Origin of the sequence: Arsukibacterium sp. (genome assembly GCF_033721375.1) — a bacterium.
In the GTDB taxonomy this organism is placed as follows: domain Bacteria; phylum Pseudomonadota; class Gammaproteobacteria; order Enterobacterales; family Alteromonadaceae; genus Alishewanella.
In genome coordinates this window covers 204,440-219,400 of record NZ_JAWWAP010000001.1, presented here as the reverse complement: position 1 = coordinate 219,400, position 14,961 = coordinate 204,440, and the positions used below count along the sequence as shown (strand labels likewise).

15 protein-coding genes are annotated in these 14,961 nt (G+C 50.6%); 3 read left to right on the top strand and 12 right to left on the bottom strand.

Annotation, left to right across the window (positions count from 1 at the left end):
• Positions 1–115 precede the first annotated feature (115 nt).
• Entirely contained in the window at positions 116–508 is a 393-nt protein-coding gene (locus R3187_RS00970; RefSeq protein ID WP_318964830.1) for a DUF2750 domain-containing protein, read from the top strand.
• Positions 509–531: 23 nt separating this feature from the next.
• Here R3187_RS00970 and R3187_RS00965 read toward each other — a convergent pair whose 3' ends face one another.
• Both R3187_RS00965 and R3187_RS00960 read right to left on the bottom strand, forming a co-directional pair.
• Positions 532–1,512: a 2-hydroxyacid dehydrogenase gene (locus R3187_RS00965; protein ID WP_318965235.1), complete on the bottom strand. Its 981-nt coding sequence runs from the start codon at positions 1,510–1,512 to the stop codon at positions 532–534.
• A gap of 85 nt (positions 1,513–1,597) precedes the next feature.
• The gene (locus R3187_RS00960; protein WP_318964829.1) at positions 1,598–2,077 is read right to left on the bottom strand and encodes a glutathione peroxidase; all 480 of its coding nucleotides are present in this window, start codon (positions 2,075–2,077) and stop codon (positions 1,598–1,600) included.
• Between the two features lie 145 nt (positions 2,078–2,222).
• On the opposite strand from R3187_RS00960, the gene R3187_RS00955 reads away from it, so the two are divergent.
• A complete protein-coding gene (locus tag R3187_RS00955; RefSeq protein ID WP_318964828.1) occupies positions 2,223–3,104 on the top strand; it encodes an NAD(P)-dependent oxidoreductase in 882 nt (293 codons plus the stop codon).
• Here the strand turns inward: R3187_RS00955 and R3187_RS00950 are convergent.
• The 10 genes from R3187_RS00950 to R3187_RS00905 form a co-directional block, all read right to left on the bottom strand.
• Positions 3,093–3,563 carry an RES family NAD+ phosphorylase gene (locus R3187_RS00950; protein ID WP_318964827.1) on the bottom strand — a complete coding sequence of 157 codons (471 nt, stop codon included), beginning with the start codon at positions 3,561–3,563 and terminating at the stop codon, positions 3,093–3,095. The two genes, R3187_RS00955 and R3187_RS00950, sit on opposite strands and share 12 nt — an antisense overlap.
• A 154-nt stretch (positions 3,564–3,717) precedes the next feature.
• Positions 3,718–4,167: an antitoxin Xre/MbcA/ParS toxin-binding domain-containing protein gene (locus tag R3187_RS00945; RefSeq protein ID WP_318964826.1), complete on the bottom strand. Its 450-nt coding sequence runs from the start codon at positions 4,165–4,167 to the stop codon at positions 3,718–3,720.
• A gap of 123 nt (positions 4,168–4,290) precedes the next feature.
• Positions 4,291–4,950 (bottom strand): CoA transferase subunit B, encoded by a 660-nt coding sequence (locus R3187_RS00940; RefSeq protein WP_318964825.1) that lies wholly within the window; start codon positions 4,948–4,950, stop codon positions 4,291–4,293.
• A gap of 10 nt (positions 4,951–4,960) precedes the next feature.
• Positions 4,961–5,662 (bottom strand): CoA transferase subunit A, encoded by a 702-nt coding sequence (locus R3187_RS00935; protein WP_290616592.1) that lies wholly within the window; start codon positions 5,660–5,662, stop codon positions 4,961–4,963.
• Positions 5,663–6,049: 387 nt separating this feature from the next.
• Complete coding sequence (locus R3187_RS00930) at positions 6,050–6,964, bottom strand: hydroxymethylglutaryl-CoA lyase (protein ID WP_318964824.1); 915 nt, start codon at positions 6,962–6,964, stop codon at positions 6,050–6,052.
• Positions 6,961–8,946 carry an acetyl/propionyl/methylcrotonyl-CoA carboxylase subunit alpha gene (locus tag R3187_RS00925; protein WP_318964823.1) on the bottom strand — a complete coding sequence of 662 codons (1,986 nt, stop codon included), beginning with the start codon at positions 8,944–8,946 and terminating at the stop codon, positions 6,961–6,963. Before R3187_RS00925 ends, R3187_RS00930 begins: the two co-directional genes overlap by 4 nt.
• A gap of 2 nt (positions 8,947–8,948) precedes the next feature.
• A complete protein-coding gene (locus R3187_RS00920; protein ID WP_318964822.1) occupies positions 8,949–9,755 on the bottom strand; it encodes an enoyl-CoA hydratase/isomerase family protein in 807 nt (268 codons plus the stop codon).
• Positions 9,756–10,078: 323 nt separating this feature from the next.
• Positions 10,079–11,686: a carboxyl transferase domain-containing protein gene (locus R3187_RS00915; RefSeq protein ID WP_318964821.1), complete on the bottom strand. Its 1,608-nt coding sequence runs from the start codon at positions 11,684–11,686 to the stop codon at positions 10,079–10,081.
• A 1-nt stretch (position 11,687) separates the two neighbouring features.
• Positions 11,688–12,857 carry an isovaleryl-CoA dehydrogenase gene (locus R3187_RS00910; protein ID WP_318964820.1) on the bottom strand — a complete coding sequence of 390 codons (1,170 nt, stop codon included), beginning with the start codon at positions 12,855–12,857 and terminating at the stop codon, positions 11,688–11,690.
• Between the two features lie 34 nt (positions 12,858–12,891).
• Positions 12,892–13,296 (bottom strand): MerR family DNA-binding transcriptional regulator, encoded by a 405-nt coding sequence (locus R3187_RS00905; protein ID WP_318964819.1) that lies wholly within the window; start codon positions 13,294–13,296, stop codon positions 12,892–12,894.
• A 276-nt stretch (positions 13,297–13,572) separates the two neighbouring features.
• Here R3187_RS00905 and R3187_RS00900 point away from each other — a divergent pair, with 276 nt between their 5' ends.
• Positions 13,573–14,766 (top strand): acetyl-CoA C-acyltransferase, encoded by a 1,194-nt coding sequence (locus R3187_RS00900; protein WP_318964818.1) that lies wholly within the window; start codon positions 13,573–13,575, stop codon positions 14,764–14,766.
• Positions 14,767–14,961 lie beyond the last annotated feature (195 nt).

Sequence of the window (14,961 nt, the reverse complement as noted above, 5' to 3'; positions counted from 1 at the left end):
CACTGATCTATACTGATATTTTGGCCTGTTCGCGATGACAAAGCGGTTTTTCTATTGGCTTTATAAGGTTAAATCCGTCATCATTCATTCACTTATTTTTAAGCAGGAAATCATTATGGAATATCACTTAAGCACTGAAGAACTTAGCCGGGTTGTCTCACTGGATGCTGAACAACGTTATGAATATTTTGTTCATGCCGTGGCCGATTTAGAGGAAATCTGGATTTTAACGGATGAAGAAGGCTTCGTGCTGGTCAGCGCAGAAGATGAGCGCTGCATTCCGGTATGGCCTCATGCTGAGCTGGCCGAGCAATGGATTGAAGGTGAGTGGCAGCATTGCACCGCCAAATCTATTGATGTTAAAACCTGGCTGGATAAATGGACCTCAGGTCTGATTGGCGATGAGCTGGCTATTGCTGTAATACCCGATTCAGATGGCCCCGGCGTCGTGGTTACCCCGGAAGAGCTGTCAGAAACCCTGATGGACGAAATGAGCGGCAAAGTCTGAACATCTTTTCATTAATTAAGCCGCTATTGTACTAATTCATTGCCGGTGGTGCTGCCACCGGCAAATGCCATTAAGTTGTCACTGGTAATACTGCTTATTTGCTGTAACGCTTCTTTGGTAAAAAAGGCCTGATGGCTGGTTATCAGCACATTAGGGAAGGTCAGTAAACGCTTAAAGACCTCATCATCGATGACCTGCTCAGACAAATTTTCAAAAAAGATATCGGCTTCCTGCTCGTAAACATCTAAACCCAGATAACCAATTTTCCGGCTTTTTAAGCCTTCTATCACCGTTCTGGTATTAACCAGCGCGCCTCGGCTGGTATTAATCAGCATTACGCCATCACGCATTTTTGAGAGCGAATCCGTACTGATTAAATGCTTGGTGGCCGGCGTAAGCGGACAGTGCAGGCTGATAATGTCACTTTGCGCATACAACTCATTCAGGCTGACATAATGCTCTGAAAGCTCCGCTGCCGGCTCGATGTCGTAACAAAGCAGCTCGCAGCCAAAGCCTTTTAAAATACGGGCTGTGGCCAGGCCAATCCGGCCGGTACCAATCAAGCCCACTTTCTTGCCATGCATATTAAAACCGAGTAAACCGTCAATCGCGAAATTGTCGTCTCTGACCCGGTTAAAGGCTTTATGCAGTTTGCGGTTTAACGTCAGCATCATGGCAATAGTATGCTCTGCTACCGCTTCGGGTGAGTAAGCCGGTACTCGGGCAATCCGGATCCCCAGCGCTTTGGCGGTATCCAGGTCGACATTATTGAAGCCGGCACAGCGCAGCGCCACCATTTCAATACCCATTTCGGACATTTGCTGCAGCACTTCCGCTGACAGATCATCATTTACAAAAGCACAAATGGCATGACAGCCCTGCGCCAGTTTGACATTAACTGCATTTAAGCGGCTGTCAAAATAGCTGAATTGCAGGCTCGGATCTGCCCATTGGCTAAAGCCATCCTGATCATATTTTTTAGCACTGAATACGGCAACTTTCATTGGTAACCTCGCGCTGGGTTGCGGTCCGTTATTTTCTGCTAAGTGTAGATCAGTTGAAGTTGTCATAATTAGCGCCAGATCAAAGTTACAGCAATTCTTCTATTGTTTGGGCAATGCTGGCAGGCTTAGTGCGGGGGGCATAGCGTTTAACCACTTCACCCTGCTTGTTAATCAGAAACTTGGTGAAGTTCCACTTTATGGCCCGGGTTTTCAGTAAGCCGCGGGCGCTATCTTTTAAATGCTCGAACAATGGCGAGGCTTTTAAACCATTTACATTAATTTTCGCCATTACCGGAAAGCTCAGGCCATAGTTTAACTGACAAAATTGCTGAATATCGCTGTTGTCTCCCGGCTCCTGGCTGCCAAACTGGTTGCACGGAAATGCCAGAATAACCAAACCACGATCTTTATATTGCTGATACAACTCTTCCAGCTGCTGATACTGCGGGGTAAAGCCACACTGACTGGCAGTATTAACGATAAGCACCACTTTGCCGCGATAAGATGCCAGATCCACTTCCTGACCCTGGCCGTTTTTAACTGTAAACTGATGAATATTGGTCATTCTGCTTCCCGATTATGTTTTAAGTTCGACAATGATGTCGCATTATCAATGCTGGACCCGGCTATATCTTTGTTCAGCCGCTTTCTTTTATAAGACGAAGTTTGTAAGCTAACAGCTTATCATTTCACAGCTATAAGTCATTTTTATGTCAATTGAGAGTAAAGGTAAAGTCGCATTTATCGGTCTGGGTGTAATGGGATACCCAATGGCAGGCTATTTACAGCAAAAAGGCTACCAGGTCTGTGTCTATAACCGCACAGTGGCCAAAGCTGCGCAGTGGGTTAAGCAATACGGTGGCAGTCATGCTGCTTCGCCAGCACTGGCCGCAGCAGAAGCCGACCTGGTGTTTATCTGTGTCGGTAATGATGATGATGTGCGCTCGGTGGTGTATGGCGATGATGGTGTGCTGGCGACCCTGCAGCCCGGTGGCGTGCTGATTGATCATACCACGGCATCAGCGGAGTTAGCCCGCGAGCTCAGCATTGCTTGCGAAGCAAAACAGATCGGCTTTTTAGATGCGCCGGTATCCGGTGGCCAGGCCGGTGCCGAAAACGGCGTATTAACGGTAATGTTGGGCGGCCAGCCTTCGGCGTTTGACCAGGCCGAAACCGCCATTATGAGCTATGCACGTTGTGCTAAATTGCTTGGCCCGGCCGGTTCAGGGCAGCTGGCGAAAATGGTAAACCAGATTTGTATTGCTGGGGTGGTGCAGGGCCTGGCAGAAGCACTTAATTTTGCTCAGAATGCCGGCCTGGATGGCGCCGCCGTGGTTGAGGTTATTTCCCAGGGCGCAGCGTCGTCCTGGCAAATGCAGAACCGCTCGCTGACCATGCTTGATGGCAAGTATGATTTTGGTTTTGCCGTAGACTGGATGCGCAAAGACTTAGGTATAGCATTAAATGAGGCGCGTAAAAACGGCAGCCATTTACCGTTAACAGCGTTAGTCGACCAGTTTTATAGCGAAGTACAACAAATGGGCGGCAGCCGCTGGGATACCTCCAGCTTGCTGGCCAGGTTAAAGCGTTAAACGGGGATCAGGCATAAAATCAAGTTCTGTAACCTTTGCTAAACAAGCTTTAAAGCCGGGGTGCATGGGATTGAGCAAGATATTGTTTTCACGTGGTGCAATTATACTGGGCACAGCCAGTGCCAGGCTGGCCTTTTGTGTTAGCCAGTTATCACCAATTTGGGCAGTATCAGCGGTTGCTGGTTGCAGCTGCCAGTTGGCCGGTAAATTATTCAGGCTGACGGTTAGTATATCGTCGCTGTCGATAGTTAACTGAAATAACCGATACTGAGCCAGCGGCGCCCGGTTATTTAAATGTACCAGAATTTCCAGTATAGCCAACGCTTCAGAGCCAGCGGTGTACACACACAGCTGGCCCTTACTATTCCACCGTCCACCATATAAACGAGCACCTTCACCATCAAATGCCTGTGCTGCCCATTTGCGGTTTACTAAACGATAAAGTTTAACAGAACTCATAGAGCAGCATAGGTTAGGTTACAGAAGTGAGGTTGGAAACCCGTTAGCGCAACCACAGAGTGTCTGAAGGAGCGCCTTGGCGCGAGTGAGTTGCTGTGGTGAGCATAGCGGGTGTTGCAACCGAGCTCTGGTTGTCGATCTCCAGAGAACTCCATTAGGCAAAAACACCGTGTTCTAAGCGGCCAATTAAATCCAGTACAGCCTGTGTCTCAGCAGAAGTAACGAGCATTTCCAGTGGTGTTTTATCACCCAAACCATATACCGGTTCGGTCAGCCAGCGTTTAGTGGCCGTCATATCATCATTAAATAAGGCGCTGGCGGCCACTAATACAGTGGCAAAGCGAAATAATCTGTCACTTTCTTCCTGAGTAAATTTACCGCTCTTTGCCCGCCTTGCCAGCGTGGCCGGGGCTAACTGACACACTTGCGCCAGCTGTTTTTTATCCAGGGTCGACACCGCTGCTAATTTATCAAAAACAGCATAGGAAAACCCATCGTGCAACGCCTGATAAAGCTTGGGTCCGCGCTCAGCAATACCCAGCTGTTGCCACAAGGTGGGAGTAGTGTATAGAGAAGGTGTAAACTCACGAACTAAAGCAGTCATAATATGCACCAATCAACTGATATGGCTAAAGGTTATCACTTGATTGTGCTTTGGTCAAAAAAAAGCGCGATGATTGCAGTAATCAACGCGCCTTTATATATCAAAATACAGATTAACAGTAACTTAGTTAAACACCATCTCCGGGATTTCGCCTTCTACGACCAGCTTGCCGGCGGTTTTCTGCTGAATTTCCTCGACAGTAATGCCAGGAGCGCGTTCCAGTAAGTGGAAGGCACCGTTGCGTACTTCCAGCACCGCTAAATCGGTAACAATCTTCTTCACACAGCCAACACCGGTCAGTGGCAGCGTGCAGCTTGCTAACAGCTTGCTGTTGCCGTATTTATCGGCGTGAGTCATGGTAACGACAATGTTCTGGGCGCCGGCGACTAAATCCATCGCACCACCCATGCCTTTGACCAGTTTGCCCGGGATCATCCAGCTGGCGATGTTACCGTTCTGGTCAACTTCAAAGGCGCCCAGTACGGTTAAATCGACATGACCGCCACGGATCATGGCAAAGCTTTCTGCTGAGCTGAATATGGCTGCGCCTTTAATGGCGGTAACGGTTTCTTTACCGGCGTTAATCATATCGGCGTCAAGCTGTGCTTCAGTCGGGTACGGACCCATACCAAGCAAGCCGTTTTCAGATTGCAGCATTACTTCAATGCCTTCGGGCACGTAGTTGGCCACCAGGGTAGGAATACCAATACCCAGGTTAACGTAGTAACCATCTTCTAATTCCTGCGCCACGCGCATTGCTACCTGTTCACGAGATAAAGCCATGGTTGCCTCCTTAACCTTGCCGCACCATACGACGTTCGATGCGTTTTTCAAAGCTGCCTTTGATCACGCGCTGCACGTAAATACCTGGGGTGTGAATTTGCGAGGGTTCCAGCTCGCCCGGCTCGACAATTTCTTCTACTTCCGCCACGGTAATTTTCCCGGCGGTTGCGGCCATCGGGTTAAAGTTCATCGAGGTGTGACGGAAAACCAGGTTGCCGTAACGGTCGGCTTTCCAGGCGCGCACTATGGCAAAGTCGCCGGTAATGGCGGGCTCAAGCACATAATTGCGGCCATTAATCTCGCGGGTTTCTTTGTTTTCTGCAACGGGCGTACCGTAGCCGGTAGCGGTGAAGAAGGCGGGTATGCCAGCACCGCCGGCGCGCATTTTCTCAGCCAGGGTGCCTTGTGGCGTCAATTCCACTTCCAGCTCGCCGCTGAGCAGTTGTTTTTCAAACAGGGCGTTTTCACCAACATAAGAGGCGACCATTTTCTTGATTTGGCGGTCTTCCAGCAAAATGCCCAGGCCAAAGCCGTCAACACCGCAATTGTTGGATACTACCGTTAAATCGGTGGTACCCATTTTTTTTATCTGGGCAATTAAGCCTTCAGGAATACCGCATAAACCAAAGCCACCGGCAATCACGGTCATGCCGTCCTGCAGGCCTGCCATGGCGTCTTCGTAGCTATGTACGACTTTATTAAACCCTGCCATTTGTTGTCCTCTGTTCGTTGCTGAACTTTATTGTAGAGCTGTTCTTCGACTTCGCTGCTGCTACGTGTATTTTTGTCTGCGACACGCCGTGAACCCCTCCCTGGGGGCTCGTTTATAAACTTCATCCATGAAGTTTACCCTTCGGGCCAGCTGCGCTGTTCAAATTCGTTCCTGACGAATTTGTCCGCAGGGTTTCAACGGTCTCAGAAAAAATCACATCCGCATCCGCTTGCATCTGTGCAGAGGTTAGCGCGCAGTACACTTTGGCCGGAACCGTGTTTTTCATGGATGAAAAACAGGAGCCTACAGGGACGTATTTACGGCGTGTTTCGGCAAAGTTGTACGGAGTGCTTACCGTGTTCGAAGAACCTTTGTTTCTGCTGTTAACTAACCACCAGTTTGCTTGCACTTGGCCTTAAGTGCCAATCCTACTTTAGAACTAGGCTGCTTGCCGAGCTTAGCGGTAATAAACCAGCCTGCCTCTGCCAGCGCCGTTAAATCTATACCATGCGAAATGCCAAGGCCATTAAGTAAGTAGACTACATCTTCAGTCGCCACATTGCCTGACGCTCCGGCTGCATAGGGGCAGCCGCCCAAACCGGCAACGGCGCTGTCGATAATGCTAATGCCACGGCTAAGCGCCACATAAATATTAGTCAGGGCCTGAGCATAAGTATCATGAAAATGGACCGCCAGTTTTTCTGCCGGCACTACAGCCAGCACGGCATCGAGCATCGCATTAACGGTGTTCGGTGTGCCGACGCCAATGGTATCACCCAGTGACACTTCGTAGCAGCCCATTTCAAGCAGCGCTTTGGCGACCTGGGCCACTTCTGAAGGTGCCACTTCACCCTGATAAGGGCAGCCGACCACACAGGATACATAACCGCGCACCTTAATGCCGTCTGCCTGTGCTGCTGCCAGTACCGGTGCAAAGCGCTCCAGACTTTCGCTGATGGAACAGTTAATATTCTTCTGACTGAATGCCTCTGATGCGGCACCAAAAATTGCCACTTCAGTGGCGCCAGCAGCCTTGGCCGCTTCATAGCCCTTTAAATTCGGGGTAAGCGCCGCATAGGTCACGCCGGTTTTGCGGGAAATACCGGCAAATACCTCGCCGGAGTCAGCCATTTGTGGCACCCATTTGGGCGAGACAAAGGCACCGCTTTCAATGTAGCTGTGGCCGGCTGCGCTTAGCTTATCGATAAGCGCTATTTTATCGGCAGTGCTGACGCTTTGTTCATTTTGCAGGCCATCGCGCGGGCCTACTTCCACTATCCGAACGCGTTGCGGTAAGCTCATGCTTCCTCCGGCGTAAAATCGACCAGCTCGGCACCGTCTTTTACCAGATCGCCAGCGCTGTAAAATACTTCATTTACCACACCATCTTTGGGTGCTTTAATGCTGTATTCCATTTTCATCGCCTCCATAATCACCAGGGTTTCGCCGGCTTTGACATTAGCACCGGCTTTGGCCATAACCGCTACAATAGTGCCATTCATTGGCGCGGTTAAACTGCCGGCATGCTCACTGCCGTCAAGCTCTGGCGTCACTTCTGTGCGGTAAATAAAATCATACCGGTGATGCTTGATAAAGACGCTGATGGTGTCTTCATAACGACTTACCCGAACCTTGGTTTTATGATCGCCAAGCGTTGCGCTGAGTTCATCACCATTAAGCTGCGCCTGGCAGTTTATCTGTTGGCCCTGTAACTCGACGACATAATGCTGTTGCTGCTCACGGATGATCAGTTGCTCAGCTTTATCGTCATAAACTAAATTCAGCACCACAGTCGGCGTTTCATTTAAGCGCCAGCCATGGCTGTATTGCCAGGGGCTTAGGCGAGCACCGGCTGCGACCGGTGCTTTTTGCTGCTCTAAAATAAATAATGCCGCCAGCACCAACGCCTGATTGTTTTCTTTGTTGGCGACAGCGAACAGGGCGTCCTGGTGATGGTTGATAAAATTGGTATCAAGTTCAGCCGCTTTAAACGCCGGATGCTCGGTTAAGCTGGTTAAAAAGCTTAAGTTAGTGGTAACACCGGCAATCCGGTAATCGTCCAGCGCGCGTAACATCCGGGCAATGGCCCGATCGCGGCTTTCATCCCAGACAATCAGTTTGGCAATCATCGGGTCGTAATAAGGTGAGACTTCGTCATTTTCCACTACGCCGGTATCGACCCGCACATGACGGCTGGCTTCAGGCTGGCGTAAATAGGTCAGCTTACCGGTTTGCGGCAGAAAGTCGTTATCCGGATCTTCAGCATATACCCGCACTTCAATGGCGTGGCCATCTATCTGCACTTCATGCTGGCTAAGTGGCAGGGTTTCGCCGGCCGCTACCAGCAACTGCCATTTAACCAGATCCTGACCGGTGATCATTTCTGTTACCGGATGCTCTACCTGCAAGCGGGTGTTCATTTCCATAAAATAGAACGAGCCGTCTTCATCAAACAGAAACTCAACGGTACCGGCGCCGCGATAATCGATAGCTTTGGCAGCTTTTACCGCAGCTTCGCCCATGGCTTTGCGCTGCTCACTGCTGAAATTTGGGGCGGGCGCTTCTTCAATGACTTTCTGGTGACGGCGCTGAATAGAACAGTCACGCTCGGCTAAATACACGGCATTGCCGTGGTTATCACAAAATACCTGAATTTCAATATGCCGCGGTTTGGTCAAATAGCGCTCTATCAGCATTTTATCATTGCCAAAGCCGGCTTTAGCTTCACGTCGGGCACTGGCCAGGGCATCATTGAACTCTTCTTTTTTCCAGACCACCCGCATGCCTTTACCGCCGCCACCATAGGCCGCTTTTAACAGCTGTGGGTAACCCACTTTAGCTGACTCGCTGCTAAGCTTGTCATCTGACTGATCATCACCATGATAACCTGGCACCAATGGTACCCCGGCATCGGCCATAATTTTCTTGGCGGCGCTTTTTGAGCCCATCGCAGTAATAGCGCCAACCGGCGGGCCGATGAACACTACGTTGGCATCGCTACAGGCTTTGGCGAAGTCTTCGTTTTCAGATAAAAAGCCATAGCCCGGGTGAATAGCCTCTGCGCCGCTTTGTCTGGCTATATCGATAATTTTGTCGCTGCGCAGATAAGAGTCTTTACTTGGCGCAGGACCCAGCAGATAGGCTTCGTCTGCCATCCGCACATGGCGGGCATTGGCATCGGCCTCTGAATACACCGCTACGCAACGAATACCCAGTTTATGGGCAGTATCGATAACCCGACAGGCAATTTCGCCACGGTTAGCTATTAATATTTTGCGGAACATACTTATTTGTCCTGTGAGGTATTATCTAACCAGCCCGGGCGGCGTTTTTCCAGAAAAGCACTCAGGCCTTCCTGACCTTCCTCTGACACCCGGATTTCGGCAATGGCCTGGGTGGTATGCGCCACCACATTGTTGCTGATTTTGCGGTTATAAATATTATGAATAAGGGTTTTTGCCGCGCTGATAGCTGCCGGGCTGTTTTGCAGCAGGCTATTAATCATGCCATCGGCTTTTTCTGTCAAATCAGCGGCGCTGGTTACCTCGTGCAGCAACCCGAGCTCTTTGGCAGTAGCGGCACTAAAGCGCTCGGCGGTCAAAAAATAACGCCGGCTTTGCCGCTCACCGAGTGCCCGCATTACATAGGGGCTGATAACGGCCGGAATAAGGCCTATTTTAACTTCGCTTAAACAAAAGCTGGCATTGTCGCTTGCCAGTGCGATATCGCAACAGGCGACCAGGCCAACGGCGCCGCCAAAAGCTGCACCCTGCACCACGGCCACGGTGGCCTTAGGGAATTTATCCAGTTTGTGCATTAATCTGGCCAGTTCGTTGGCGTCATCCAGATTTTGCTCGTAGTCTTTTTCAGCCATCGAGCGCATCCAGTTTAAATCGGCGCCGGCAGAGAAGTTTTTGCCATTGGCGTTTAACAGCAACAGCCGTACGTCCGGATTAGCAGCCAGCTGGTCGAGTACCTGGATCAGTTCGGCAATCATCAGGTCGTCAAAGGCGTTATGCACCTCGGGCCGGTTTAACGTTAAGCTGGCCACGCCGCGCTGGTCGATACTTACTTGGGTGTAAACCTGATTCATTTTCTCTCCGAAAGTGTTAATGCAACCTGAGACTGTTTTTCTCCGGCATCGCGGTTGCTGCGTGTATTTTTGTCTGCGACACGCCGTGAACCCATCCATGGGGGCTCGTTTCCGCCCGTCCAGGGCTTCAACGGTCGCCGAAAAAATCACATCCGCACCCGCTTAATCCTCGTAGCAGCAAGCGCACAGTGCACTTTGCTCAGAACCGTGTTTTTCATGGATGAAAAACAGGAGCCTACAGGGATGTATTCACGGCGTGTTCTGACAAAGTTGTACGGCGCGATTGCAGCGTCTATGGCCGAAGCACCTGACAATCACTTGCATCACATCCGAAACACACCAAAATTCGTCTCTTCAATTGGCGCATTAAGTGCTGCCGCCATCGCCAGGCCCACGGTCATCCGGGTTTGTGCTGGGTCAATAATGCCGTCATCCCACAAACGCCCGCTGGCGTAGTAGGGGTGACCCTGCTTCTCATACTGCTCAATAATCGGTTTTTTAAGCGCTTGTTCTGCATCGCTTGATAAGGTTTCGCCTTTGCGGGCCAGACCATCTTTAGTAACCTGCGCCATGACGCCGGCTGCCTGCTCGCCACCCATTACTGAAATGCGGGCATTGGGCCACATCCACATCATGGTCGGATCATAGGCGCGGCCACACATGCCGTAGTTGCCGGCGCCATAGCTGCCGCCAATTAACACAGTAAATTTTGGTACTTTGGCGCAGCTTACCGCCATCACCATTTTGGCACCGTGCTTGGCAATCCCTTCGGCTTCATACTTTTTACCGACCATAAAACCGGTGATATTCTGCAGGAATAACAATGGAATTTTGCGCTGGGCACAAAGCTCAATAAAGTGGGCGCCTTTCTGCGCTGATTCTGAGAATAAAATCCCATTATTGGCGACGATGCCGACCGGATAACCGAATATTCGTGCAAAACCGCAAACTAAGGTGGCACCGTAGTATTGTTTAAATTCATCAAAATCAGAGCCATCAACCAGCCGGGCAATCACTTCTTTGACATCGAATGGCTTACGAAGGTCAGTACCGACGATGCCGTACAGCTCTTTGGCATCGTATAGCGGCTCTTGCGGCGGTTTAACGTCCATTGGCTCTGGTGCAGGCCGGTTTAACCGTGATACGGCATTGCGGGCCAGCTGCAGGGCGTGCTCGTCATTTAAGGCATAATGATCGGCCACGCCGGAAATTTTACAGTGAACATCGGCACCGCCAAGTTCCTCAGCCGATACTTCTTCACCGGTGGCGGCTTTGACCAGCGGCGGGCCGGCCAGAAAGATAGTGCCTTGCTCTTTAACGATAATACTCTCGTCTGCCATTGCCGGCACATAAGCACCACCGGCAGTACACAGACCCATTACCACGGCAATTTGCGGAATGCCTTTGGCTGACATATTGGCCTGATTAAAGAAAATCCGGCCAAAATGCAGCTTGTCAGGGAATACATCGTCCTGGCGGGGCAGGTTGGCACCGCCGGAGTCGACCAGATAAATGCAGGGCAGGTGACAGCGCTCAGCGATTTCCTGCGCCCGCAGGTGTTTTTTCACGGTAAGCGGATAATAAGTGCCGCCTTTAACGGTAGCGTCGTTGGCAACAATCATGCACTCAACACCACTTACCCGGCCAATACCGGCCACTACACCGGCACTGGGCACATAGTCTTCATAGCATTCCCAGCCGGCAAACTGACCTACTTCTAAAAACGGTGAGCCCGGGTCCAGCAGTTTCTGAATGCGCTCGCGGACAAACAACTTGCCGCGGGCCGTGTGGCGGGCAATTAACGCTTCGCCGCCACCGAGTTTAATTTGCTGTACTTTGCTGTTCAGATCGTCCACCACGGATTGCATGGCGTCGGCGTTTTTCTGAAATTCCTCAGTACGCGGATTAACTTTACTTACGATCTTAGTCATATCAGTTCGACTCAGTAAATAACTCGCGGCCAATCAGCATCCGGCGGATTTCTGAGGTGCCGGCGCCAATTTCATACAGCTTGGCATCGCGCAGTAAACGGCCGGTAGGGTATTCGTTAATGTAACCATTACCACCCAGTAACTGAATGGCATCCAGTGCCATCTTCGTGGCAAGCTCTGCCGAGTACAGAATAACGGCCGCAGCGTCTTTGCGGGTAGTTTCGCCACGGTCACAGGCTTTGGCCACGGTATAAACGTAAGATTTAGCGGCATTCATCTGAGTATACATATCGGCCAGCTTGCCCTGCACCAGCTGGAATTCACCAATGGCCTGACCAAACTGCTTACGGTCGTGAATATAAGGCACCACCACATCCATACAGGCCTGCATAATGCCCAGCGGGCCGGCCGATAACACCACGCGCTCGTAGTCCAGGCCGCTCATCAGTACCTTAACGCCACCGCCTTCCTGGCCGAGAATATTTTCAGCCGGTACTTCACAGTCTTCAAATACCAGCTCGCAGGTATTAGAGCCGCGCATCCCTAATTTATCCAGCTTCTGGGCGGTGCTGAAGCCTTTGGTGCCACGCTCTACAATAAAGGCGGTAATGCCTTTGCTGCCGGCATTAACATCGGTTTTGGCGTAAATCACATAAGTGTGGGCGTCAGGACCGTTGGTGATCCACATTTTATTGCCGTTTAAAATGTACACATCGCCTTTTTTATCGGCGCGCAGCTTCATACTGACCACATCAGAGCCGGCATTTGGCTCACTCATTGCCAGGGCGCCAATATGTTCACCTGAACATAGTTTTGGCAGATATTTTTGTTTTTGCGCTTCAGTGCCGTTGCGGAAAATTTGGTTAACACACAGATTGGAATGGGCGCCATAAGATAAGCCCACTGAGGCTGAGGCGCGGCTGATTTCTTCCAGTGCCACCACATGCTCTAAATAACCGAGGCCCGAGCCGCCGTATTTTTCGTCAACGGTAATACCCAGCAGGCCTAAATCACCAAATTTACGCCATAATTCATTCGGGAATTCGTTTACCTGATCAATGTGCTCGGCACGGGGTGCTATTTCTTCCCGGGCAAAGGCATTAACCTGCTCGCGGATCATATCGACGGTTTCGCCTAAATCGAAGTTAAGGCCTTTATAACTGCTTATCATGGTAAATCCCCGTTTGCTGTATATGTAAAACTGCTTAACCAGTTTTAGATTGTTTGGCGTCGGCTAAGGTATCGCGGCAACGTTTTTCAACGGTGACCAGCTCCATTAGCACTACTTTGATATCGTCCAGTTGCTGATGCAGTTCAGTTTTCTTTTGCTCAATTAATGTCAGCATGGTATTTAATTGGGTCACGCTGCTTTTATCCGCGTCGTACAGTTCAAACAGCTGGCCGGTTTCAGCCAGACTGAAACCCAGCCGCTTGCCGCGCAGGATCAGCTTCAGGCGGACCCGATCGCGTTTGCTGTAAATGCGGGTCTGGCCATTACGTAATGGCGAAAGCAGCCGCTGATCTTCGTAAAACCGAATACTGCGGGTAGTAATGTCGAACTCTTTCGCCAGCTCGCTGATACTGTAGGTTTTTTCTTCTTTTTCTGTCATGACTGCCTTCCCGAAAAACGCCATCAACTATAAGTGAAGTTTACGTAAAGGTAAAGCTGGTGGCAGGTGCTGGAAATGGACAAAAGTCCGTTTTAGCTGGCTTTGTAAAGCAAAAATGCCAGATTTTGCTGGTCTGACTGTACAGTTTAATGAACCATTTCCCGAACTATAACCCGCTGCCACTACCATAGTGCTAGATGGTTGACGTTGGCGTAAACGTAAATTTGGTGTAGGCTCTTGGGCATCTTTTCAGGCCAACCTTGATAGGAGAGTAAAATGGCTTCTGACAATACCGGACACAATATTGTAATTGTTGCGGCGAAACGTACCGCGATAGGCGGCTTTATGGGTGGCTTAACCAGTGTTGATGCCACAGTACTTGGCGCCACTGCCATTAAAGCTGCGCTGGAACAGGCCGGCATCGGTGCTGATAAAATCAATGAAGTGATTATGGGCAATGTGCTGCCAGCCGGCTTAGGCCAGGCGCCGGCACGGCAGGCGATGTTAAAAGCAGGTTTACCGTTAGGGGCAGGCGCCACCACGATAAATAAGGTATGTGGTTCTGGTTTAAAAGCGGTGATGCTGGCCAACGACTTGCTGATTGCCGGCAGCGCCGATGTCGTCGTCGCCGGTGGCATGGAGTCAATGTCAAATGCACCTTATCTGCTGCCAAAAGCGCGCGCCGGTTACCGGATGGGCCATGGCGAAATTAAAGATCATATGATGCTGGATGGTCTGGAAAACGCCTATGACGGCAAAGCCATGGGCTGTTTTGCCCAGGACACGGCCAATGACAAAAATATAACCCGTGAGCAGATGGATGCCTTTGCAGTGCAATCGACCACCCGTGCTCAACAGGCGATTGCCAATGGTGATTTTGACGCTGAAATCACCCCGGTTACGTTTAAAACCCGCAAGGGCGACGTTACCTTTAACGTAGATGAAGAGCCAGGCAACGCCAAACTGGATAAAATTCCTGGCTTGCGGCCGGCTTTTGCCAAAGACGGTACTATTACTGCGGCCAACTCCAGCTCGATTTCTGATGGTGCGGCGGCGCTGATTTTAATGCGCGAGTCCGACGCCAGCGCCCAGGGCGTTCAGCCTTTAGCCCGTATTGTCGCCCATGCTACCCATTCAATGGGGCCGGAACTGTTCACCGTTGCGCCGGTTGGCGCGATGCAAAAGCTGTTGCAAAAAGCCGGCTGGGACAAAGAGCAGGTTGATTTGTGGGAAATTAACGAAGCCTTTGCCATGGTAACCATGCTGGCCATTAACGAGCTGGGTCTGGATGATGCCAAAGTAAACGTAAACGGTGGCGCCTGCGCCCTGGGCCACCCGATAGGTGCTTCAGGTGCCCGTATTCTGGTAACGCTGATTCACGCCCTGAAAAAACGCGGCCTGAGCAAAGGTGTTGCCTCGCTGTGTATTGGTGGCGGTGAAGCCGTGGCCTTAGCCGTTGAAGTTCTGTAAATCAGACAGTATAAGAAATAACAGGAGTGAGGTTGGGAACCCGAAAGCGCAGCCACAGAGTGTCTGAAGATTTGTGTAACAAATCTGAGTTGCTGTGGCGAGCACAGCGGGTATCGCAACCGATCTCTTTGCACCGAAATACCGCCGTTCAGCACAACCTCTTATTAAACATATAACAGGCTGATGGCACACCCA

Excerpts from the sequence above, each read along its gene's own strand:
- R3187_RS00970 (WP_318964830.1), top strand. The coding sequence starts at position 116 with ATGGAATATCACTTAAGCACTGAAGAACTTAGCCGGGTTGTCTCACTG.
- R3187_RS00965 (WP_318965235.1), bottom strand. The coding sequence starts at position 1,512 with ATGAAAGTTGCCGTATTCAGTGCTAAAAAATATGATCAGGATGGCTTT.
- R3187_RS00960 (WP_318964829.1), bottom strand. The coding sequence starts at position 2,077 with ATGACCAATATTCATCAGTTTACAGTTAAAAACGGCCAGGGTCAGGAA.
- R3187_RS00955 (WP_318964828.1), top strand. The coding sequence starts at position 2,223 with ATGTCAATTGAGAGTAAAGGTAAAGTCGCATTTATCGGTCTGGGTGTA.
- R3187_RS00950 (WP_318964827.1), bottom strand. The coding sequence starts at position 3,563 with ATGAGTTCTGTTAAACTTTATCGTTTAGTAAACCGCAAATGGGCAGCA.
- R3187_RS00945 (WP_318964826.1), bottom strand. The coding sequence starts at position 4,167 with ATGACTGCTTTAGTTCGTGAGTTTACACCTTCTCTATACACTACTCCC.
- R3187_RS00940 (WP_318964825.1), bottom strand. The coding sequence starts at position 4,950 with ATGGCTTTATCTCGTGAACAGGTAGCAATGCGCGTGGCGCAGGAATTA.
- R3187_RS00935 (WP_290616592.1), bottom strand. The coding sequence starts at position 5,662 with ATGGCAGGGTTTAATAAAGTCGTACATAGCTACGAAGACGCCATGGCA.
- R3187_RS00930 (WP_318964824.1), bottom strand. The coding sequence starts at position 6,964 with ATGAGCTTACCGCAACGCGTTCGGATAGTGGAAGTAGGCCCGCGCGAT.
- R3187_RS00925 (WP_318964823.1), bottom strand. The coding sequence starts at position 8,946 with ATGTTCCGCAAAATATTAATAGCTAACCGTGGCGAAATTGCCTGTCGG.
- R3187_RS00920 (WP_318964822.1), bottom strand. The coding sequence starts at position 9,755 with ATGAATCAGGTTTACACCCAAGTAAGTATCGACCAGCGCGGCGTGGCC.
- R3187_RS00915 (WP_318964821.1), bottom strand. The coding sequence starts at position 11,686 with ATGACTAAGATCGTAAGTAAAGTTAATCCGCGTACTGAGGAATTTCAG.
- R3187_RS00910 (WP_318964820.1), bottom strand. The coding sequence starts at position 12,857 with ATGATAAGCAGTTATAAAGGCCTTAACTTCGATTTAGGCGAAACCGTC.
- R3187_RS00905 (WP_318964819.1), bottom strand. The coding sequence starts at position 13,296 with ATGACAGAAAAAGAAGAAAAAACCTACAGTATCAGCGAGCTGGCGAAA.
- R3187_RS00900 (WP_318964818.1), top strand. The coding sequence starts at position 13,573 with ATGGCTTCTGACAATACCGGACACAATATTGTAATTGTTGCGGCGAAA.